Source organism: Bacillus cereus group sp. BfR-BA-01492 (assembly GCF_022662815.1).
Lineage (GTDB): Bacteria > Bacillota > Bacilli > Bacillales > Bacillaceae_G > Bacillus_A > Bacillus_A cereus_BD.
In genome coordinates, this window is sequence record NZ_JAKUEH010000008.1 from 93,618 (window position 1) to 116,550 (window position 22,933).

The window sequence follows — 22,933 nt, forward strand, 5'->3', positions numbered from 1 at the left end:
AGAGAAATGTAAAGGATAGGAGAAGAATAAGAACCCCCGAGAATCGTATATGTTCTCCGGAGGTTCTATTTACTATGTTGAAAGACAACTGTCTCACGTGCCACAAAAAGTACGATAAGGTTGAGCGGAAGGCGCGGGCACTGTAGCGTATTCATATTGTTCAGGTGAGTGGGCATAAGGAGTGGAAAGAGCAGCCAGCAGTCGTTCCATTACACGATAATCCTCTTGTTTTACGGCAGCTTCTAATGCCTCTTCGACACGATGATTACGCGGGATAATCGCAGGGTTGTTATCTCGCATTAGCTGTTGTGAAGAGGATTTTGATTCTTCTTGTCTGCTTAATCGTTCTTGCCATTTTTTATTCCAAGATATAAATGCTTCACTTTTAAAAAAATCAGTATCTTTATTTGTATCGAAAGTTAAAGCAAGGAAAGTATTTGTATAATCTGCACGATATTTTTCCATCATATTTAACAGTTCTTCCATTAGCTCTTTATCTGCAGTTTCTTCATTGAATATGCCTAGTTTTGCTCTCATTCCAGCAAGCCAATACTTCTCATATAACGGGCCAAATTTTGAAATGGTGTTTTGAGCAATTTGAGCGGCTTGTTCTATATCTGTATGGAGAAGTGGTAATAGAGATTCAGCTAATCGTGCTAGATTCCATACCCCAATATATGGCTGGTTTCCATACGCATATCGGCTTTGCATGTCAATGGAGCTAAATACGGTTGCTGGATTATATGTATCCATAAAGGCACAAGGGCCATAATCAATCGTTTCTCCACTAATGGTCATATTATCAGTATTCATCACGCCGTGAATAAAACCAACAAGTTGCCACTTTGCAATTAAGCTAGCCTGTCGTTCTATCACTTCTTGTAGCAGTGCTAGATACGGCGTTTCATGTGATTCAATATGCGGGAAATGACGTTTTATTGTATAATCAGCCAAACTTTTTAAGTTTTCAATTGAGCGGGTAGCCGCTGCGTATTGGAATGTACCGACACGTATATGACTACTAGCTACTCGTGTCAAAATGGCGCCTGGTAATTCTGTTTCGCGAAATATAGATTCGCCCGTTGTCGTCACGGCGAGACTGCGAGTGGTCGGAATCCCAAGTGCATACATTGCTTCGCTAATAATATATTCACGGAGCATTGGCCCGAGTGCAGCTCGTCCATCTCCACGACGTGAGTATGGTGTTCGTCCAGAACCTTTTAACTGAATATCAAATCGTTGGCCAGAAGGTGTAATTTGTTCACTAATTAGTAGTGCGCGTCCATCTCCAAGCATGTTAAAATGTCCGAATTGGTGGCCTGCATATGCCTGTGCAAGAGGAGAAGCACCTTCAGGAACTTTATTACCAGCAAGTACAGCTACGCCTTCTTCTCTTTTCAACGCCTCCGCATCTAATCCTAAAGCTGTTGCTAAAGAATCGTTAAGAACGACTAACTTTGGTGCACGTACAGGTGCTGGAAGAAGTTTTGAAAAAAATGATTCCGGTAGATGAGCATAACTATTATCAAAATTCCATCCAGTTTCTTGACGTTTTGTTTTCTTTTCCATTGTATCCCCTTTTCTCATTTTGAATTTGAATTGTTTTTCTAGTTCCTTATAGTTATGTGTAGTATATGTAAAACAATGAGATGAAAAAACGTTTTTTTTTGTTTATTACGCTACCTACGGACGGTGCGACTTCCGCATTAAATATAGTGAAAAAAGAAGTGAGGTAGAAGTATATTTGCTTATAAAATCCTTCACTTCATATTGTTCTGATATTTATAGTAACACTTTTAGGCAGGATACTAAAACATAAATCCTTTTTTACTTTTCATTTCTTATAATCCCTGCGACTCTGGTACTTATTCAATTATTTTATTAAAAATTTCTTTATACTTGTATTCTTTTGTCCCTTTTGTGAACTGCTACTCATTCATAACTTGCATAAAAATTTACATAATTGATAAAGGAGCATCTTTATACTTGATAGTATCTGATCATACATAGGATTATGATTCCTTCTAATTAGAAGGGGAGGGTTATAATAATTTAATTATATAGATAACTCTAAATAGAAGAAAAATATATGCAATTATTCATATTTGTATGCTTTGTCTAAAAAATAATTGTATATTTAGTTATGCAATTTTATTTTGATATATTACTAATATTGAAAGGAGAAACAAAGATGAAGAAAACGGTTGTTACATTGCTGACTGCTGGTGCAGTTTTAGGGGCACCATTTTCAACTGCTTTTGCAGAAGAACAAGCGTCACAACAAAAAATTATGGATCAAATGGAAGTCGTACAAAAAGATTGGGATGAAGAAAAAGGGAACCCGTCTTTCCTAGCGGGAGAATTATCAGCTAAAAATGTACAGACTCAAAAAGAAGTCGAGAAATTTTTAGAAGATAATAAAGCTTTATTCAAACTTGACCCAAAAACAGACTTGACACTTAAAGAAGTGAAGTCAGATGATTTGGGAATGAAACACTACGTTTATACTCAATCTATCAATAAGGTACCAGTTGATGGTGCAAGATTTATGATTCATACAAATAAAGAGGGTAAAGTAACAACAGTAAATGGGAATATACACCCAGATGCGGCGGAGAATGTAAGAAAGAATACAACTGCTAAAATTTCGAAAGAAGCAGCTCTTTCAAATGCGTGGAAACATATTAATCTTACAAAAAATGACACGTTAGTCGAAGGTAATGGGAATGTATTAGATAAAGTAAAAGACAACTTAGAATCTACAAGTGAAAAAGCTGATTTAGTCGTATATGAAAAAGAAGGAAAATATTATTTAACTTTTAAGGTACAATTGCAATTTGTTAAACCTTATGGAGCAAATTGGCAAATTTATGTTAACGCAGAAGATGGAACAATTGTAGATTCATATAATGCAGTTACCGATGCAGATATTGCTAAAAAAGGCTATGGTTATGGTGTATTAGGTGACCGAAAAGAACTAAACACTACTTATAATAGTACAAAGGGAAAATATTATTTACGTGATATGACAAAGCCTATGAATGGAGGAGTCATTGAAACATTTACAGTCAATCATAGTGATGCAGATTATCCAGTTAACTACTATCTATTAGATGATGATAATGCATGGATCAATAAAGATCAAAGACCTGCCGTTGATGCTCATTATCATGCAGGAAAAGTCTATGATTATTATAAAAATATTCATAACCGAAACAGTATTGATGGAAAAGGTAAAACGATTCGTTCAGCTGTCAATTATGGAACTAATGTCAATAATGCATTTTGGAATGGACAGCAAATGATTTATGGAGATGGAGACGGTTATGAATTTATTCCACTTTCAGGTTCACTTGATGTTGTTGCTCATGAATTAACACATGCGGTAACTCAATATTCAGCTGATTTGCAATATGTGAATCAATCTGGTGCATTAAATGAATCTTTCTCTGATGTATTTGGATACTTTGTCGATCCAAACAACTGGGATTTAGGGGAAGCTGTATATACACCTAGAGTTGCTGGAGATGCACTTCGTAGTTTATCAGATCCAGAAAAATATGGACAACCTGCCCATATGAAAAATTATCAATTTTTACCTCCTACTGAAGAAGGAGATAATGGGGGCGTGCATATTAACAGCGGGATTCCAAACAAGGCGGCTTATTTAACAATTAACGCTATTGGTAAAGAAAAAGCGGAAAAAATCTATTACCGTGCTTTAACAACTTATTTAACGCCAACAAGCAACTTTAAACAAGCTCGTGCAGCTTTATTACAATCTGCAGCTGATTATGATGGCTATGATAGCGCAACATATAAGGCAGTAGAAAATGCTTGGAATCAAGTTGGTGTAAATTAATTTATTTTTATATTAAAATGAAACATTTTACAAAGTACAATATTAAAAATTAGAAAAAGGAATCTATCACGGATTCCTTTTTCTGATTGCGTTTTTTAGAAAGATTTTTCTTTTTAATTTTTTGCATCAAAACCCATTGGATTCTTTAATAGTATATGACTTTATCTTAAGTGGTTTCCATAATGATAAAGAAAATATCCATCCTGAATCTCCATTATCTTGATAACTGTGAACAGCTTCATATAATTTGCCGTGGTGTTCTGCTTTATTGCGGAAAAGATATAAGCTTAAGTATAGACTAGTGCCAAAATATATAGATTAATTGTGTCATATTTGTTACATATTGGAATTCAAAAAGGTTTTATGTGTAAGGAAGAGTAAATAGTATGAGGGATAAAAATTTTAGCTAAAATTCTCGTTCTAAATATCATGTATAAGGATGTGGGAAGATGAAGATTGTGCAGAAAATTTTCATTCTAGTTGTATTTGTTTTATCTATTTGGAATTTTTCTAGTATGAATAATGTATTTGCGGATGAAATACAATTTTCAGGTGTGACAGCTCCTATTGGAGTAAATGTACGCGATAATAAAAATTTGGCTGGAAATATAATAGATCGTCTTCCGGGAAACCAGACTGTTCATTTTAATGGTTGGGAATATGGAGAAGCAGTAAAGGATTATTGGACAGGCAATTTAGATAATCGCTGGTTTTATTTTTATAAAAATGGAAAGAAAGTGTATATTGCTTCAGCCTTTGTGAATGGAAATCCACCTAATTCTGCAGCAAATTATAAATTATATGTTCCTAATATTCAACAACAGCAATCGAATTGGTGTTGGGCAGGTACTGCTGTGTCTGTTTTAAACTATTTTGGTCAACCTACTAGCCAACAACAATTTGTTGGGTATGTAAAGGGAGGTTTATATAATAATCCAGCTACTTCTAGAGAAATACAACATGGTCTTGCTTATTTTGGTCTTACTTCAACAATTAGTAGTGGGGCTCTTTCTTATGATTGGTTTAAAAGCCAAATTAATAGTCATAAACCTATGATTACGCTAATTAACTGGAAAAATGGAGGGAATGTTGGACACTTTCTTGTGCTAGATGGTTATTTTAAAGGGGGCGACGGGACCGACTATATTACTTATATGGATCCTTGGTATGGCGATCACTATAATCATAACTTTGAATCATTTAAAAATAATAATAGATTTTGGTGGAATGAAACGATTCAAAATATTAGTAGAGGGTATTAGATCACAATAAAGGGGAGAATGGTTTTATGAAAAAAATACTAAAATTTGTCATTCCATGTGCGTTGTTAAGTGTTGCAATCATATGTATAAATAAAGCCTATGCAACAGATCGTCCAAAGGAAGCTCCTGAAAAGATGGCATTAAAAGATTATCAACATAGTAAACATATTTCATCGAAAGACGGAAAGCAACTTTACCAAATTAGTCATTTTACTTCTAATTCATCTGTAGAGACATCTACATTTTTCTTTCGTGTGTATGAACCAAAACAACCACAAGATATGATAAATAGTGCTTCTGAAAAAGTGTCAGAACTTTTAATACCTACAGATGAAAAATTATGGTTTATTTTGAATAGAAATAACCCGGAAGGTTTGATTTTTACAAATGATCAAGCACCTATACGTATGGGGGGAGAGAACCGTAGTAAAGATTTATATAAAATCTATCAGTCTATCCAATCAAATGTAGAACAAATGAAAGAAATTGCTTATTTTGAATTTGAAGGACAAGGGTTATTTCTTGTTACTCATGAAAAAGGAGAGGAAGTATATGCTAGTGAGGGGGCTTCCTTTATTTTAGGAGTTCCATCCGGAGAGAAGCTTGCACCTAATGAAGTTATTTTAAAAATGAAAGAAAGAATTCTAGCATTTCAATAAGAAGAATGATACTGTTGTTTCAGTTTTAGTCCAGAAATTTTATAACAGATAGGAAGCATCTCTAAGCGAAATGTAAAATTGCATAAAAACTATTCTTGATAATTCATAACAATCGTAACTATAATAGTTACAGTATTCGGTTATAGAAACGAGCTATTCACATACAACAGGAATGGAGATGTTATGAAATGAAAAAAGTTATTTTAGCGAGTACGTTAGGGTTTGCAGTACTAGCAGGTACAAATGTGGCAGGCGTAGAAACAGCAAAGGTAAGTGCAGCTTCTTTAGAAACACATACGGCCACTATGCAAGGAAATCAATTGTTACATGAGGGTGAGTATCATCCTAGTATTGAAGCATATGAATATGAGATAGGGCATGTTGTAGAAGTTTACACAGATATTACATCAGGAGTAACTTCTGTTCTTTTTGAATACACTGGTTTAAATGGTGAAACATTAGAAATGGAAGTACAGTTACGTGAGGGACAAACATTTCATGTTGGTGATAAAGTAAGGGTTCATACAGGACATGCATTTCGGGGAATCTCTCTTGGTGGCTTTGTAGTACTTGGTGAAATCGAAAAAGTGAATAATTAAAAATGTATAATAAATCTACTACAGGGAATGAATTGGTCATTCCAGAGATTTGGAAAACAGTTCTATTAGATGCCCCTGAAGGTATACTCGTTATTTTAGGTGCAATTGCTTTATATCAATTTACTAAAACAAAACCAGAAAAAACAGCATCTATGTAAATCTGTTGTTCTTATAGTAAAAATGCATATGAATGAATATAAAAAAACCTCACGATAAAGTGAGGTTTTTTTATATTCATAGCACAATATGTATAGGGAAGGCAGTTTAGTATGCTGAATCTGTTCCGTATAAAAGGATACGTCCGAATTAATCAAACGTATTCGAATCGTGTCCTCCTAAAAAGGTATCATACTTATGTAGAAAGATAGACATCTGTATCGTTGTACACTTGAGAATAGCTTATCATTTTTTATCCCGCTATTTTGGGGCTCATAATCAGTGAGGGATGAAGAATTTCACTGTATTAATAATCGCATACTTTATTTTGTATACTTAGAGTTACTTGTATTTTAATATTTAAATATAATATAATAGTAAAAAATATGAATAAAAGGGGTTTTTTTCTTATGGGTATTTCTTCTAACATAAATAGTAGCACTCAAGTATTAGATCAATCGCTTGTTTTGGCTGGATTAGAAGCGAATTTAGCGATGATTGAATTTAACCTAGATAAAGAGGTAATCTGGGTAAATGAACATTTTGCACAAGCTTTAGGGTATACAGTTAATGAAATGAAAAATAAAGTTCATCAACAATTTTGCGTTCCTAATTTTGTAAATAGTAGAGAATATAATCAGCTATGGGATAATTTAAAACAAGGGATTAAGTTTCAAGAAAAAATTCAAAGAGTTACTAAAAAAGGGGAGTTAGTTTGGTTTGAAGCTACATACATTCCAATCTTGAATGAGCAGGGAGCAGTAGAGGCAGTACTAAAAATTGCAACAGACATTACACAACGTGAAAATCAAACAAGAGAAGTTGTTTCTCAGCTGAAAGATTTATCAATAGACTTAGGAAATAGAGTAAATGTTAATTCTAAGGAAAATATGGAAGCGCTTTATTCGTTGGGGGAAAAAGTTACTTTAGTAAGTGATATTGCTCAAATCATTAAAGATATTTCTTCCCAAACAAATATTTTATCTTTAAATGCAGCGATTGAAGCAGCAAGAGTAGGAGAACATGGACGGGGATTTGCAGTAGTAGCGGAGGAAGTGAGAAGATTAGCTAACAATGTGGAGGATGCAATAAAAAAAATAAATTCAAATGTAGAAAGTATCGTAAAGGGAGTAGCTACTGTTAACGATGTGAATAAAAAATTACAAGAAGAAGTGATTGATAATCAAGAGAAAATAAGTAAAACGATGGACAAGTTCGAAAAAATTGTAAATTGATGATTGAAGAATAAACTACGTTGTATCAATTATTAGCTGGAAAAAGAGCCCCAATCATAGAATGAGTAGGTAGAACTTTTCTATGAGGATAATGTGACGAAAACATAAAATGAAGTTTTTCTATTATGATTAGAAGTATACATACACTTATTTGCAATTTTGTCTATATCTAAAATAAGAGCAACTAGCAAAAAAAGCGGATTGCTCTTATTTTAGGCAACAGAAGTAGGTTATATAGTAGTCATGTGAGAACTTATTTGGATCCCTTTACTATAATAAGCTACTTCTAACCGAGTGAATGCATTTTTAAGCGGTAGTTAATTTAGCATAGATAATAAAAAATACAGCTAATTCTCCTATTATTATTATGTTTGGAACGATTATTAATACATTAAAAATGAAAAAGAAGGCTAAAATGCCCAAAAATAACCCTAGATGGTAAACTTTCAAACGTTGTTGTTCATATCTATATTGATGAAAAACGATAGTAGTCGCAATAAAATAGAGCAATACGGAACCAAATGTAAAATATAAGAGAAATGAATATTGCACCTCTTGTAAAAATAATAACTTAATGGATGCGGCAATCATACTTAGTGCCATTAAAATAAAAAGATGACCGTATATAATCGTTTGGCCAGCGGTTTGGATTGATTTATTCACTTTTTTTTCGATGTTATCGAAATATTGCCACCACATGGAGATAATGAGAATAAATGAAATGATAGAAAATAAAATGGATTCCCAGTCATCCTGTTGTGGTTGTAATACAGAAAGTGTACTAATTACTGATTCTCCAAATAAAATCAGCGTCAATAAGGCAAAACGTTCTAATAAATGAGCTGTATTAGTTGGAGCCTTTACTAAATACTTCCGTCCTAAAAATGGTATCATCATGTCAAAAATAATTCCTGCATAGAGTAGAACATATCGAATCCATGAATCAAAAAACATAGAACAACACGAGATTATAATTCCAATCCAAAAGCGTGTCCCTAAAAATGAGGCTACCTTTTTTTTATAACTTGTTTCTATATTTTGAACAACAAGATATTGGATTGCTGTTAGTGCCCTAAGTCCAATATAGCCAATAAGAAAAGAAAGGTAGTATGCATCAAAATCAACCGATAAACTCGATATCATAATAAGGACAAACACCATTTGAAAGATCATAAAAATGCGTTGATGAAAAAAATCTTGTCCAAACCGATTAATAAACATTGTTTGTCCAGTCCAAGCCCACCATATAGGGATGAAAATAAGAACAAATTTTAATATGTACTCTGAATGAATCTCCCCTTTTTCAACATGATGTAATACTTCAGTAGCGGTTGCAACGGCTGCAACAAATAGTAAGTCATAAAATAGTTCTAGCCATGTAACTTTTTTTCTTCCATGTTTGCACCTCTTTCTATGCCTACCATAGTATAAGAAATTATAAGGAATTTAAACTCTTTTTTATATGAAATATAGGATTGGTAATAAATATAAAAATATGGAATATGAGTTGAATCTTTCGTTTTTCGTTTTTTTGTATGAACTGTTAGAGGAGGCTATCACACTTTTTTAAAAGAACATGATTAGGAAAAGATATTGACAACCAATATTTATTGTTATACAATTATCTCGAATTCAAGATAATTAAAAAGGAATGGATGCTATGGATAGGATGAATAATGAAGATTTGTCTTTAAAGTTATTCGTTATTTTTTCTCGTGCAGGGCAGTCAATAACGAAGCGTATTGAAGAAGATATAAAGGGATATGGAATTCATCCTACTGAATTTGCAGTTCTTGAGTTGCTATTTAATAAAGGGGATCAACCTATACAAAAAATTGGTGACAAAATATTACTTGCAAGTAGCAGTATTACGTACGTTATTGATAAGTTGGAAAAAAAGCAGCTTTTAGTAAGAAGGCCATGTTCTAACGATCGCCGTGTGACTTATGCTGCGATTACGTTAGAAGGAATTGAATTTATGAAAATGATATTCCCTAAGCATAAAAAGGCAATTCAACAAATATTTGATGGTTTAAGTCATGAAGAACAAAAAATGATGATGGAACAGTTAAAGAAATTAGGATATTATGCACAAAGTCTATAATTTTTTAGGTTTTATCTCGATTTCGAGATAAAATAGATTTGGTTGAAGCTATAAAAACGAGTGTTCTTTTTATAGCATGCCCAAATTGTTATGAGCGTGTAGGGAAGAGGTCATTTGTATTTTTATAACTAATATCTCGAATTAAAGATAAAAATATTCGAGATAAAATACATAAGTATGAATGCAACGATCCCTTATAGATAAGATTAAATATGAATGTAAAAAGAATAAGACAATCGTTACGTTTTAAATAATGAAATAAAAAAGGAGAGTATACAATGAATAAGAAAACGATGGGAATTCATCATATTACAGCAATTGTAGGTCACCCTCAAGAAAATGTTGATTTTTATGCAGGAGTTTTAGGATTACGTTTAGTGAAACAAACGGTTAACTTTGATGACCCAGGAACGTATCATCTTTACTTTGGTGATGAAGGTGGAAAACCAGGAACGATTATTACTTTCTTCCCATGGGCAGGTGCTCGTCAAGGAATCATTGGAGATGGTCAAGTAGGAGTAACTTCTTACGTAGTTCCAAAAGGTGCAATGGCATTTTGGGAAAAGAGATTGGAAAAATTCGATATTCCTTATACAAAAATAACTCGCTTTGGAGAAGAATACTTAGAATTTGATGATCCACATGGACTACATTTAGAGATTGTGGAAAGAGAAGAAGGCGATTTAAACAATTGGAGCTTTGGTGAAGTGAAACCAGAAGTTGCTATTAAAGGATTTGGTGGAGCAACTCTTCTTTCCTCTCAACCAAATAAAACAGCTGAGTTATTAGAACATGTTATGGGACTAGAAAAAGTTGGAGAAGAAGGAGATTTCGTTCGATTCCGTTCTTCAGCTGATATTGGAAATATTATTGATCTAAAATTAACATCGATTGGACGCGGACAAATGGGAGTCGGTACCGTGCACCATATTGCATGGCGCGCTAGCGATGATCAAGATCAATTGGATTGGAGCGAACATGTTTCACGCTATGGATACGGTGTAACACCTGTGCGAGATAGAAACTATTTTAACGCGATTTACTTTAGAGAGCATGGAGAAATTTTATTTGAAATTGCAACAGATCCTCCAGGATTTGCACACGATGAATCACAAGAAACAATGGGAGAAAAATTAATGTTGCCGGAGCAATATGAGCCACATAGAAAACAACTGGAACAAATGTTATTACCATTTGAAGTAAAAGAACTAGACTAATTTCATGAAGGGAATGATTTCTTTGCTATCGATAGATCCATCTCAAAATACAGAAAGAGAAAATTATAAATTTCTCATAGGGAGTATTATTCCAAGACCGATTGCTTTCGTTACAACACGTTCAAAAGACCATGTTTTGAATGGTGCACCTTTTAGTTACTTTAATATCGTTTCTTCTAATCCGCCAATGATTTCATTAGCCATTCAGCGGCCGGATGGAAGACAGAAAGATACAGCAAAAAATATTTTCGATAGCAAGGAATTTGTAGTCCATATTGTTGATGAACAAAATGTAGAAATGGTCAATCAGACAGCTGCTAATCTGCCACCAAACCAAAGTGAGATTGAATTAGCCCGTTTTACACCGGTAGAAAGTACAAAAATTTCGGTGCCAGGAGTGAAAGAGAGTAAAATTCGTATGGAGTGTGTATTAGAGCATTCTGTACAATTAGGAGACACAGATTCGCCAGGGTGTGATTTCATTATAGGGAAAGTGGTTCAATTTCATATTGATAATGAAATCTATGCAAATGGAAGAATCGATCCAAAAGGATTGGCAGCAGTGAGCCGATTGGCAGGTCATAATTATGCTAAAATAGGTGATATCTTCTCGATTGAAAGACCTCAGTAAATGGGAAGAAAGATTCATAACGAAATGGAGAGAAAACAATGTCCAATAAGATAGCAGGTATTCATCACATTTCTTCAATGGTAAATGACGCACAACGGACAATTGATTTTTATGCAGGAGTTTTAGGGTTACGACTTATAAAAAGAACAATTAATTTTGATCGCCCAGAAGTGTATCATCTGTATTTTGGGAATCAACCTGGCGAACCAGGAACGGTTATTACTTTCTTTCCGTGGCCTAAACAATTAAAAGGACGTATTGGAATGGGGCAAGTTGGCGTAACTGGTTATATGATACCAACTGGATCGATGTCATTTTGGGAAGAGCGTCTACAAAAATTTCATGTAGAGTTTCAAAAATCAACTCGGTTTGAAGAAACATATTTACAGTTTCAAGATCCAGATGGTTTGCAAATTGAACTTGTAGAACGTGATGGTGGTAACTCACAAAATGCTTGGAGTTTTGGAGGAATCGGAGTAGAAAATGCGATTCGAGGGTTTAGCGGCGCTACTTTATATTCTGCAAAGCCGAATAAAACATCAGAACTACTTGAACACATATTTGGACTAGAATGCATTGGAGAAGACGATGGTTTTTTACGATTTCAAGCAGAAGCGGACATTGGAAATATGATTGATATTAAATTAACCGCTTCTATTCGAGGGCTTATGGGAGCGGGAACCGTGCATCATATTGCATGGCGAGCAAGAGATGAAGAAGAACATCAACAATGGTGGTCTATGCTGAAAGAAAAAGGATATTATCCAACTGAAATTCTTGATCGAAATTATTTTAAGGCTCTTTATTTTCATGAAGAAGGTGGCATTTTATTTGAAATCGCGACGGATCCACCAGGTTTTACAGTCGATGAATCGATAGATGCGTTGGGTGAAAAGCTTATGCTACCATCTTGGTTAGAGGAAAAACGAGACGAATTAAAAGAACTCTTACCTCCTATTGAGGTTCGAACTTTGGAAGGGGATTAATGATGAAACATATTTTTCATAAAGGAAAAGATTTAACAAAACCAACATTATTATTACTGCATGGTACAGGAGGAAATGAATTAGATTTGTTACCGCTTGCGGGCAGAATTGATGAGGAAGCTTCTGTATTAAGTGTACGCGGGAATGTATTAGAAAATGGAATGCCACGTTTCTTCCGTAGATTAGCAGAAGGGATTTTTGATGAAGAGGATCTTATTTTGCGCACAAAAGAGTTAAATGAATTTCTTGATGAAGCGGCTGTAACATATGGTTTTGATCGAGACAACGTAATCGCAATTGGTTATTCGAATGGGGCAAATATAGCAGCAAGTTTGTTATTCCATTATCAAGATGCGTTAAAAGGAGCGATTCTTCATCATCCTATGGTACCAAGAAGAGGAATTGAGCTTCCTAATTTATTAGGTAAATCTGTATTTATTGCAGCTGGAACAAATGATCCGATTTGTTCACCAGAGGAATCAGAAGAACTACAAACATTGTTAGAAAAAGCGAATGCGAATGTAACAGTACATTGGGAAAATAGAGGGCATCAGTTGACTGTAAGTGAAGTAGAAAAAGCAGCTGAGTGGTATCAAGATTTGGAGAATACGCTATAAAAGGTGGTAGCGTATTCTCCAAATCTTCTTGCAATCAAAAACCTACGGAAAATATCAATCATTTTCCGTAGGTTTTTTTGTTTATCTTGCTATTTTAGAGCAGTAAGACTTTCTGTACGTAATAGCCCAAAGTTTCACTTTATATAAGAACATAAAATGAGAGTAAGCGTATGAGGAATCATGTATAGAAGTGGTCCGTGTCCTATTTATGTGAAATGAAAAAGACACTTTCTGTTTCTATAAGTACAGCTTATGTACGGGTGATGAATAAGTATGCAGAAACGTAAAGAAGCGTTAACACAAATTATTTATCTCATGTTTATAAATATAAAATAAAATTCAAAAATATGAGCTGGATATTTGAATTTGCGTAAGTTTGTCGATATAATAAAGTTGTAAACTTATTAATTGTAAGTTTCAGGTTTTATATATTACATATTTATAAACCACAAAATAATAACAGGATAAAGACAAAAGTAAGCAATTAAAACTATTTTTCCTTATATAAAAATTTAATGTTTTATATAAGGTTGCTTAAAGTGGAATGATAGAAAAATATATTTGTTTTTCTATATATTTCATATTATATTTATCCTGCGAAAATGGAGGTAGTAATGATGAAAGCAGCAGTATGGTATGGACAAAAAGATATTCGTATTGAGGAGAAAGAATTAAAGCCTTTAAAAGACAATGAAGTAACTGTTCGTGTAGCATGGGCAGGAATTTGTGGCTCTGACTTACATGAATATCAAGAAGGACCAGTTTTTGTACCTGTAGATGCTCCAGATGAGTTAACAGGAGAAGTTGCTCCAATCATTATGGGACATGAATTTGCAGGTGTAGTAGAAAAAGTTGGTCCAGCAGTAACAAAATATAAAGTTGGAGACCGCGTAGTTGTGAACCCTACTATTACACATGGTAACAAACCAGAAGACGTTGATTGTTATGACGGTTTCAGCTTTATTGGTTTACATGGTGATGGCGGTTTTACAACTTTTGCAAATGCTCCTGAACATAATATTTATAAATTACCTGATACTTTAACTTTACAAGATGGTGCATTAGTAGAGCCAACTGCTGTAGCAGTTCAAGCTGTTAAAGAAGGCGGCATGCAATTTGGTGATACTGTAGCTATTTTTGGTGCTGGTCCAATTGGTTTATTAACAGTGATCGCAGCAAAAGCAGCAGGTGCAAGCAAAATCCTTGTATTTGATTTATCTGAAACACGTCTTGAAAAAGCGAAAGAACTTGGAGCAACTGAAGTATTTAACTCTGGAAAAATTGATCCTGTTGAAGCAGTAAAACAACATACTCAAAATGGTGTAGATGTTACATTTGAAGTAGCAGGTGTTGCACCAACATTTAAATCTGCTATCGATGTTACAAGACCTCGTGGTACAGTTGTTATCGTTTCAATCTTTGCTCATTCAATTGATTGGAACCCAATGCAATTAACGAATACAGGTGTTAAAGTAACTTCAACAATTGCTTATACACCAACTTCATTCCAACAAACAGTTGATTTAATGGGAACAGGACAATTAAAACCTCAAGGTATTGTAACTTCACAAATTGAGCTAGATGATATAGTAGAAAAAGGTTTTGAAGCATTAACAAATGATAAATCACAAGCTAAAATTTTAGTTAAATTAAGTGGAGAAATGTAATTCAATCTACTTTTTATCCAAAGAAGCTAGAAACGCTGTTTTCCTCAGCTTTCTGGCTTCTTTTTCTGTCTAATGATTATTTTCTTATTGATATGAAATAAAGTTGTGAAATGTTAAATAGGCAAATTTTTATCAATTAATAACCGAATGTTTAGAGAATTAATTATTATAAAAAGCAATGTATATTTCACCGAAAATCTTTCCTTAAGGAAAGATTTTTTCTATTCGGAAAAATGTAGAGGTTAATGAATATACACTTTTTGAAAAAAATGTAGATTGTCGTCTAATTATATTCATTTACAGATAGATAGAAACTATCTAACAATTGAAGGTGTACAAAATCATTAGAGGAGATGAGAATATGTTTAAAAAAATTGTTATGGGGACTTTATTATTTGGAGGAATGATTGGGATTCATTGTAATCCAGTATCGGCAGCTAAAATACATTCAACATCAGAAGTAAAATCTTTAGATCACAGCGGTTTATATGCCATTTCTTCGCCATGGCAGTATTTAGGTCAAACTTCAAGAGAACTTCACATCAACACCAATGATCCAGAGATTTTAGCTGCTGAATTAGCGAAAGAAGCACCATTTTATGCGGACGAGTTGCTTACAGTATGTTCTACCATTTTAGACACACAAGTGAAAGTTGTATATTGGACAAGTAAGGAATGGGTAAGAATGCAAGATGGGAATTATGTATTCAAACATGAAATTAAATTTTATAGAGATAAAGAACGTACGCAACTCATTACAGAAATGGAGTCTTAACTTCTTCTTTATTTAATAGCGACTAGAAGAATCATTATTTTATATTTTAGAGATGTAAATAAAATGAATTAGCTTAAGGATAAGTTTTGAATCATCGTTTTCAAAACTTCCCCTTCTTTGTTTGTCATCTATCTCCTAATAATGAGATAGAGTTTTACTGCTTATAAATAGCAGGATAAACGAAATATAATGATAATACTACAAGAAAGAATGAATGCACATGTTAAGAGAGGAGGTCATTATGGAACTATTCGGAAAAAAAGTATTGCTATCTAAAGTAGCAAGTCACGATGTAGATTTTATTTGTAGGATAGAGTGTGATTCGAATTTATGGTATTTTGAAGAATACGTAGAATCAGATAAAAATGTAATATATGAAGAGTATATAAGGAAAATTAAGGATACGGAACAACCAACAAGTTATGATTTTATTGTAAGTATAGTTGTGGATAAGAATAAAATTCCAATTGGTTTAGCGCAAATATGGAACAATAGTGAATATAGAAAGAGTTGGGAAATAGGCTTTGCAATACTTCCAAGCTACCAGAGAAAAGGGTATGGAACTGAGGCAATTCAACTTTTATTACAGTTTGCTTTTGAAAAGTTAGACGCACATAAAGTGGTAGGGATGTGCAATGAGTATAATATAAGCTCGGCAATTTTAATGGAGCGTGTTGGTATGAGAAGAGAAGCTATTTTTAAGGAAGAGCTTTTTTGGCAAAATAAATGGGTTGATCAATATTATTTTTCTATTTTGGAAAGAGAGTATTTTGGTAGAAACTAAAATTCAAAATAAATTCAAATAAAAAACCTGAGGCTTGCGGAAGTAATGTATAAAGCTTCTCTAAAGAATAAGTAAATATAGAAAAGCTCTTTATTTATATATAACAAAAAATATCATGAGTTGTTAAAAAATATTCACAAATTTTCATAGATTTGGTATGATTAAGTACGACAAGTTAATAGAGGCCGGAGATTTTGAGACAAGCCATAAAACAGTTTTTGGGTGCTAGTAGTGCGCTCTAAAGCGTTTTATGGCTTTTTGTTTAGGAAAATAAGCACAATAGGGAATACGATTACGATAAAGAAAGGAGTGACGATAAGAAGGTTTTTAGTTACATAGAGTAGTAGATTGAAATGCTTTAGCAAGGGTGCAATGTTAGGATAGGTTTATAAAAACATATATGGGGTATTTCTTCTATTTCGTGCAAATCTCATTAACTTGTTGAAATTTGCAATATGGAAGGAAAGAAAAAAATGAAAAAGATAATAAGTTTTCTAGTTATTTTCTTGTTAATTGGGAGTTTTGTTTACGGGGGAACCGTTGATGCGAAAACAAATATGAAAAATAAGGTGCATTCAAATAAATTTTTAAATATTGCTCATCGAGGCGCAAGTGGACATGCTCCTGAACATACTTTTGCTTCATATGATTTAGTCAAAAAAATGAAAGCGGATTATTTAGAGTTAGATATTCAATTGACAAAAGATGGTCAATTGATTGCGATGCATGATACTGCTGTTGATCGTACCACAAATGGAACAGGTGAAGTGCGAGATAAAACATTAAGTGAAATAAAAAGTTTAGATGCGGGTTCTTGGTTTAATAAAGCTTATCCAGAAAAAGCAAAACAAGAATATGTGGGACAAAAAGTGCCTACACTTGAAGAGATCTTTCAAAAATACGGCAGAAGTATGAAATATTACATTGAAACAAAATCTCCTGATGTATACCCAGGAATGGAAGAGAAATTATTAGGATTGTTAGAAAAATATAATTTAGTTGGACAAAATATGTCCTCAAGTCGTGTTATGATTCAATCATTTAGCCAAGAAAGTTTAAAAAAGATTCATAGTATGAATCAAAACATTCCGTTAGTTCAATTGCTTTGGTACTATCCAAATGAAAAGAATGAAATTGTTGAAGAGTCAAAAATTACATCTGCTCCAGGGCATGTAACAAATAAAGAATTCCAAGAAATTAAAAAATATGCTGTTGGTATTGGACCGAACTTACGCAATGATAATGGAGAGTTAATCATTAATAAACTATATATGAAAATGGCTAGAGAGAATGGACTACTCATTCATCCTTATACAATTAATGAGAAAGAAGATATGAGACTGTTAATCGGATGGGGAGCAACAGGTATGTTTACAAATTACCCGGACCGATTACATAGTGTTTTAAAAGAAAAATAAAGAGAAATAGAATAAAAGGTATACCATTTATCTTGAAGTGACCCCCGAAAGTTAGACAGGTCGTTTCATTAGGCAACCTCTAGGGTATGAGCCCGGTAGTGTACCGGGCTCATACCCTTTAATTTTGTCTTAATTCTTTTATGATTATAGTAGTCTATGTACTTTGCTAATTCTTGTTTGAAATGTGTTATACTTTCAAATTCTTTTCGATATAGAAATTCTGATTTCATGATACCGAAAAAATTTTCAATAACGGCATTGTCATAACAGTTTCCTTTGCGAGACATACTTTGTGTTATGCCACATTTCTTAAGAAAATGACGATATTTTTTCATTTGATAGTGCCATCCTTGATCAGAATGAATGAGGAGTTTATCTTGATCTGTTACACGTTCAAAGGCTTGGTCTAACATCGTTGAAACAAGGGAATAGGTCGGTCTGGAACCAATTGTATACGTAATCATTTCACCATTAAATAAATCCAACATTGGTGATAGATATAATTTCTCCCCAAATAACTTAAACTCCGTAATACCTGTAACCCACTTCTCATTTGGTTTTTCAGATTGGAAGTTGCGATTTAAAATATTCGGTGCAATTTCCCCAACTGTCCCTTTGTAAGAGCGATATTTTTTCATACGAACAAGACACTTTAACCCTAATTCTTTCATAAGGCGATACACCTTTTTATGATTTATTTTGTGTCCACGATTCATCCGCTCATCACGAATACGACGATATCCATAACACCCATTGTGTTCATTATAAATATCTTGAATCAATTCTTTTATCTCAGCATTTGGATCAGGACGATTGAACTGTTTCATCCAGTAATAGTATGTACTACGTGGAATGTTTGCGAGTTGAAGTAACTCCTTGATAGGAAATTCATGCCTTAACTCATAGATTACTTGCGCTTTGTCTTGCTTCTTGATTTTTCCTTGTTTTGAACTAAGGCATTCAACTTTTTTAAATATGCATTTTCCATACGTAAACGCTCATTTTCCGCTTGTAGTGCTTCTATTGAGCCTTCTATTACTGGTTTTATTTTTTATCTTTCATGGCTGGATGCCCCTTTTTCTTTGATTTTAGAGCATCCAATCCTCCTGTTTCATAAGACGGAATATTGAAAAGTCCCGCTGTTTCTCCGATAGATGTCCCTTGTTCATTCATATAATTAAGTACATCTAGTTTATACTGGGTAGAGTAGGATGTATAGCGTTTTTCAAAAGCATTTTCACCTGAAGATTCATATCTTCTAATCCACCCACGAAGTAAGCTAGGAGTAACTCCTATAGATTTAGCAATTGTTTTTCCACTTTCTGAACCATCTAAATATCGTTTCACCGCTTGGATTTTTTCTTTTGAAGAAAATTTAGCCATAAAACATGCACCTCCAATTGTTAGACCGTGTCTAACAATTGGGGTGCACTTCATCTAGGTATACCTTTTATTCTATTTTCATTTCTTTAGAACTCCTTAATTCACTATGCCTTTGAATACCTAAGAAAAAATGTCTAATTGTATCTTTCTTTTCGAGAATAAATATGGCGATGAAGAGGGGGACTGTTACTCCTACAATCGTATAAATTATATTTCCATAATCTATAAATTCAAGAAGAATTTTATTAACCCCTATGTGCATATACATAATTGCCATACTTTTGTTATTCATGAAAGAACAAAGTGATAGCATTTTTTTTGATTTTATAAGTTGAAATATTCCGCAATATGCTATCGTCATGATTAGCGGAATTACTATATCTAAACCATAATGATTATATGATACATATTTCATACTTAAATGATAATCCAGCCAATTTAGCTCTTGAATCGTAATCAGTCCCATAATCAATAGAGTGCAAAGTCCTGTAAGTACAGGGGGAATTTGTTTTAAATATGGTTTTACATAATATCCGATACTATAATATACGAGGGCAAGCATAGATACATCTATATTCCAAGGAATCCAAACGTGTAGAGAAGGCTCTAAACCGCCCAAGGTGCTAATATATCTCCCTTCAATATGCGATACTATATATAAGAAAGCAATAAATAATAAGCGGGTTTGTGTTCTTTTAAAAATAAGAAATATGATGAGGAATAATACTTGTGTAAAGAACAGACAAGTTATAAACCAAAAGACACCGTAATAGCTTGAAATAAATCTTCCACCAAACAGTACTTTTCCGATATCCTCTATATACCAACTGAAAGAAATATTTCCATGCATTAGCTCCTCTGCATAACGAATCATTGTAAAAAGGCCTAAATATGTTATATAAGGGATGAGTAGACTATGTGCTCTTTTCTTTAAATAAGGTTCGACTTGTGACCATTGTTTTACCGGTTTAGACACATAACCACTAAACAGAAAAAAGGCGGGCATATGAAACCAATAGATATAAGTTATAAAGTTATTATGATTATAAGCATGCCCAGCAACAACAAGGATGAGCGCAAACCCTTTTGCTGAATCAAGCCACAATTCATGTTTTTTATCTATCATGTTTTCACTCCCAAATTGTATTTACAACATCTATTTTAGAGGGAATGAAAGCAAATTTTCCAACATGTTATTAGAGCTTAAAGCGCTGGTAAGCAAATAGAAATATTAGTAATCAAATAATGATTTTGTAACGAAAGAGAAAGATACATTTACTGTCAGGAAATTCTCCTAATGGAATGACACATTTTCATTTATTTTATCAATAAATTTACGTAAAGCATTTGAATAAAAGGTATCTTTGCGAACGATAAACATAGTAGGGACCTTCGAAACACTTTTTGGTAAAAGTGTAAGTTCAAAAGGATGTTCATTATTTTGAATGAGGGATTTGATCATGATTGCAACTCCCATACCTGATTTGACGCAAGCGAGAATTGCTTCAATCGTTCCAAATTCTAATACTCGTTTTGGAATAATTCCCTTTTCATAAGCCCATTTCTCAAATAAATTTCGATAATAACATCCTTGACTAAAAGCGAGTAGATTCATTTGCTCAAGTTCTTTTAGAGAGGATAAAGGCGATTTACTAACGATAACGAGCTCTTCTTCTTGAATGAAAAAGGAATCAAGGTCAGCATGATGAACTTGACCAGCAATACATGCTCCGTCTAGTTTTCTTTCAAGAACGAGCTGAATTAATTGCTCTGTTGAGTGAGTTTCTAAAATAAGATCAACTTTGGGATACATGTCATAATAGGATGATAATATAGATGGAAGACGCACTGCCATTGTTGATTCCGTAGCTCCAATTTTTAATGTCCCTGTTGGATGCAATACATTATTTTGGACAGCTTGTATAGATTGATCCATTAAGGAAAGGATTTGCTGTGCATAAGACAATAAAATTTCCCCATTTGAAGTTAAGGAAACACCTTTTCCGTTACGGTAAAATAGCGGTACCCCAAGTTTATTTTCTAATTGTTTAATGCGCATCGTTACATTTGACTGCACATAATTTAAGTTTTGAGCAGCGTGAGATATATTTTTTTCTTTCGCAACTTCGTAAAAAACAGTAAGATCTTTTATATCCATGGAAGACCTCCTAAAAGATATCAATTTTTTTGATGATTTTTATCATTAATACTTATTTTACATGATATCTGAACATTCATACAATAAAGAGTGTACAGGAGGGATGAACTTGTTAAAACAAGAAAAAATGACGGAGAGTACTCATTTTTATAAATGGATTGTATTGCTTTTAGCGACAGGAGTGCAAGCTAGTGCAACGCTTGTTACATATGGTGTAGGACTATTATCTTTCTTTTGGAAAAAACTGTATGATTTAAGTGATATGCAAATGGGATTGTTGTTAACTGCTGTTAATATTGGACCGCTTTTTTGTATGCTTTTTGTAGGAAGATTGCTTGATCAATATAATGAGAAATTATTAATGGGAATGGGATCTATCTTACTTGGTGGATCTTTACTACTTGTTCATTTGGCGGATGGATTTATAGGACTATTCATTGTTCTTAGTTTTGTAGGAGTGTTCTATAGTACAGCGCAACCTGGTGGGAGTAAGGTCATTTTAAAATGGTTTTCAAAAGAAAATAGAGGGTTCGCTATGGGCATTAGGCAGGCGGGTATACCGATAGGAGGAGCTGTTGCAGGGTTTATCATTCCGTTTCTCTCTGTAAAATTTAGTTTATCGCTTGCTATATATGTGCTTTCAAGTATATGCGTAATTGGGGGGATTTTGTTTTTCCTGTTTTACAAAGAACCTTTTCATTCTTCTAGTGAGCGTGTATGTAATAAGAAAAGCATTTCGTTTTTGCAACAGTTAAAGATGGTCGCAAGTAATAAAAAATTATATCCTGTTTTGTTTACTGGAATTTGTATGATTTCGTTACAACTGATTGTAGTGGGACACTTTATGAAATTTTTAATTGCTACAACTTTTATATCACCAATTTTGGCAGGAGAGATATTTTCCGTTATGTTATTTTGCGGGATGATTGGCCGCGTTGTTCTAGCGGCTATAAGTGATCGTCTTTATGGAGGAAATCGAACTAAGCCGTTAATGATTTCTGTATTTGTTGCATGTTTCTGTGTCATTGCTATATTAAATATCAAGATAATGTCAATCGGATATATATGTATTGTAAGCGGATTGTTAGGCTTCTTTAGTCTCGGGTGGTTTAGTCTTTTTATCGTTGAAGTTTCAGAAAATGCCAAAGAAAATGAGGTTTCTTTCACGGTTAGTTTTGCTTTAACATTAAATCAAGTCGCAATTCTATTGGCGCCGCCTATATTTGGTTTTGTAGTAGATAAAGGTAGCTATACAGCGGCCTGGATTGGAATCGCTTTATGTATATTAGCATCAGGAATCAGTCTGTTTATTCACTTAAAAAAAGAACATAGATAGAATATTTTTTTGCGATATACTACATGTTCCATTTTAATAGGAAAGATATATCATTTAATTTGTTTTATGTAATATTCTATTAAC

Annotated in this window: 19 protein-coding genes and 3 pseudogenes; 17 read left to right on the forward strand and 5 right to left on the reverse strand. The window is 33.5% G+C overall.

Annotation, left to right across the window (positions count from 1 at the left end; genetic code table 11):
• Nucleotides 1-93 precede the first annotated feature (93 nt).
• On the reverse strand, nt 94-1,569 hold the full coding sequence (locus MR063_RS12040; RefSeq protein WP_242197985.1) for a protein adenylyltransferase SelO: 1,476 nt from the start codon (nt 1,567-1,569) through the stop codon (nt 94-96).
• A gap of 622 nt (nt 1,570-2,191) precedes the next feature.
• On the opposite strand from MR063_RS12040, the gene MR063_RS12045 reads away from it, so the two are divergent.
• The 7 genes and pseudogenes from MR063_RS12045 (at nt 2,192) to MR063_RS22160 (ending at nt 7,773) form a co-directional block, all read left to right on the forward strand.
• The gene (locus MR063_RS12045; RefSeq protein WP_242197988.1) at nt 2,192-3,862 is read left to right on the forward strand and encodes a M4 family metallopeptidase; all 1,671 of its coding nucleotides are present in this window, start codon (nt 2,192-2,194) and stop codon (nt 3,860-3,862) included.
• 515 nt (nt 3,863-4,377) lie between these two features.
• Nucleotides 4,378-5,124, forward strand: coding sequence for a papain-like cysteine protease family protein (locus tag MR063_RS12050; RefSeq protein ID WP_396021836.1), 747 nt, complete (start codon nt 4,378-4,380; stop codon nt 5,122-5,124).
• A 26-nt stretch (nt 5,125-5,150) separates the two neighbouring features.
• Nucleotides 5,151-5,783, forward strand: a complete 633-nt coding sequence (locus MR063_RS12055; protein WP_242197992.1) for a hypothetical protein — start codon at nt 5,151-5,153, stop codon at nt 5,781-5,783.
• A 188-nt stretch (nt 5,784-5,971) separates the two neighbouring features.
• Nucleotides 5,972-6,382 carry a hypothetical protein gene (locus tag MR063_RS12060; RefSeq protein ID WP_242197994.1) on the forward strand — a complete coding sequence of 137 codons (411 nt, stop codon included), beginning with the start codon at nt 5,972-5,974 and terminating at the stop codon, nt 6,380-6,382.
• A gap of 5 nt (nt 6,383-6,387) precedes the next feature.
• Nucleotides 6,388-6,540 (forward strand): annotated as a pseudogene (locus MR063_RS12065) (DUF3937 family protein); the annotation flags it as partial.
• A gap of 492 nt (nt 6,541-7,032) precedes the next feature.
• Nucleotides 7,033-7,347, forward strand: a pseudogene (locus MR063_RS22155) (PAS domain-containing protein); the annotation flags it as partial.
• Nucleotides 7,348-7,446: 99 nt separating this feature from the next.
• On the forward strand, nt 7,447-7,773 hold the full coding sequence (locus MR063_RS22160) for a methyl-accepting chemotaxis protein (RefSeq protein WP_396021837.1): 327 nt from the start codon (nt 7,447-7,449) through the stop codon (nt 7,771-7,773).
• 306 nt (nt 7,774-8,079) lie between these two features.
• Here the strand turns inward: MR063_RS22160 and MR063_RS12075 are convergent, their stop codons facing one another.
• Entirely contained in the window at nt 8,080-9,219 is a 1,140-nt protein-coding gene (locus MR063_RS12075; protein WP_242198187.1) for a low temperature requirement protein A, read from the reverse strand.
• A 214-nt stretch (nt 9,220-9,433) separates the two neighbouring features.
• Here MR063_RS12075 and MR063_RS12080 point away from each other — a divergent pair, with 214 nt between their 5' ends.
• From MR063_RS12080 to MR063_RS12120, 9 genes are all read left to right on the forward strand, one after another.
• The gene (locus MR063_RS12080; RefSeq protein ID WP_242198000.1) at nt 9,434-9,877 is read left to right on the forward strand and encodes a MarR family winged helix-turn-helix transcriptional regulator; all 444 of its coding nucleotides are present in this window, start codon (nt 9,434-9,436) and stop codon (nt 9,875-9,877) included.
• A gap of 278 nt (nt 9,878-10,155) precedes the next feature.
• Nucleotides 10,156-11,094 (forward strand): ring-cleaving dioxygenase, encoded by a 939-nt coding sequence (locus tag MR063_RS12085; protein ID WP_242198002.1) that lies wholly within the window; start codon nt 10,156-10,158, stop codon nt 11,092-11,094.
• Between the two features lie 22 nt (nt 11,095-11,116).
• Nucleotides 11,117-11,725 (forward strand): flavin reductase family protein, encoded by a 609-nt coding sequence (locus tag MR063_RS12090; RefSeq protein WP_242198189.1) that lies wholly within the window; start codon nt 11,117-11,119, stop codon nt 11,723-11,725.
• Nucleotides 11,726-11,763: 38 nt separating this feature from the next.
• The gene (locus MR063_RS12095; RefSeq protein WP_242198005.1) at nt 11,764-12,711 is read left to right on the forward strand and encodes a ring-cleaving dioxygenase; all 948 of its coding nucleotides are present in this window, start codon (nt 11,764-11,766) and stop codon (nt 12,709-12,711) included.
• Nucleotides 12,712-12,713: 2 nt separating this feature from the next.
• Nucleotides 12,714-13,328: an alpha/beta hydrolase gene (locus MR063_RS12100; protein ID WP_242198007.1), complete on the forward strand. Its 615-nt coding sequence runs from the start codon at nt 12,714-12,716 to the stop codon at nt 13,326-13,328.
• Nucleotides 13,329-13,945: 617 nt separating this feature from the next.
• Complete coding sequence (locus MR063_RS12105; protein ID WP_242143358.1) at nt 13,946-14,995, forward strand: 2,3-butanediol dehydrogenase; 1,050 nt, start codon at nt 13,946-13,948, stop codon at nt 14,993-14,995.
• Nucleotides 14,996-15,356: 361 nt separating this feature from the next.
• On the forward strand, nt 15,357-15,770 hold the full coding sequence (locus MR063_RS12110) for a hypothetical protein (protein WP_242198009.1): 414 nt from the start codon (nt 15,357-15,359) through the stop codon (nt 15,768-15,770).
• Between the two features lie 241 nt (nt 15,771-16,011).
• Entirely contained in the window at nt 16,012-16,554 is a 543-nt protein-coding gene (locus MR063_RS12115) for a GNAT family N-acetyltransferase (protein WP_242198011.1), read from the forward strand.
• Between the two features lie 473 nt (nt 16,555-17,027).
• Nucleotides 17,028-17,972: a glycerophosphodiester phosphodiesterase gene (locus MR063_RS12120; RefSeq protein ID WP_242198013.1), complete on the forward strand. Its 945-nt coding sequence runs from the start codon at nt 17,028-17,030 to the stop codon at nt 17,970-17,972.
• Nucleotides 17,973-18,040: 68 nt separating this feature from the next.
• On the opposite strand, the pseudogene MR063_RS12125 reads toward MR063_RS12120, so the two are convergent.
• The 3 genes and pseudogenes from MR063_RS12125 to MR063_RS12135 all read right to left on the reverse strand — a co-directional run bounded on the left by MR063_RS12125 (nt 18,041) and on the right by MR063_RS12135 (nt 21,513).
• Nucleotides 18,041-19,355 (reverse strand): annotated as a pseudogene (locus MR063_RS12125) (IS3 family transposase).
• A 67-nt stretch (nt 19,356-19,422) separates the two neighbouring features.
• On the reverse strand, nt 19,423-20,481 hold the full coding sequence (locus MR063_RS12130; protein ID WP_242198015.1) for an acyltransferase family protein: 1,059 nt from the start codon (nt 20,479-20,481) through the stop codon (nt 19,423-19,425).
• A 168-nt stretch (nt 20,482-20,649) separates the two neighbouring features.
• Complete coding sequence (locus MR063_RS12135) at nt 20,650-21,513, reverse strand: LysR family transcriptional regulator (RefSeq protein ID WP_242198017.1); 864 nt, start codon at nt 21,511-21,513, stop codon at nt 20,650-20,652.
• 109 nt (nt 21,514-21,622) lie between these two features.
• Here MR063_RS12135 and MR063_RS12140 point away from each other — a divergent pair, with 109 nt between their 5' ends.
• Complete coding sequence (locus MR063_RS12140; protein WP_242198019.1) at nt 21,623-22,849, forward strand: MFS transporter; 1,227 nt, start codon at nt 21,623-21,625, stop codon at nt 22,847-22,849.
• The last annotated feature ends 84 nt before the right edge of the window (nt 22,850-22,933 follow it).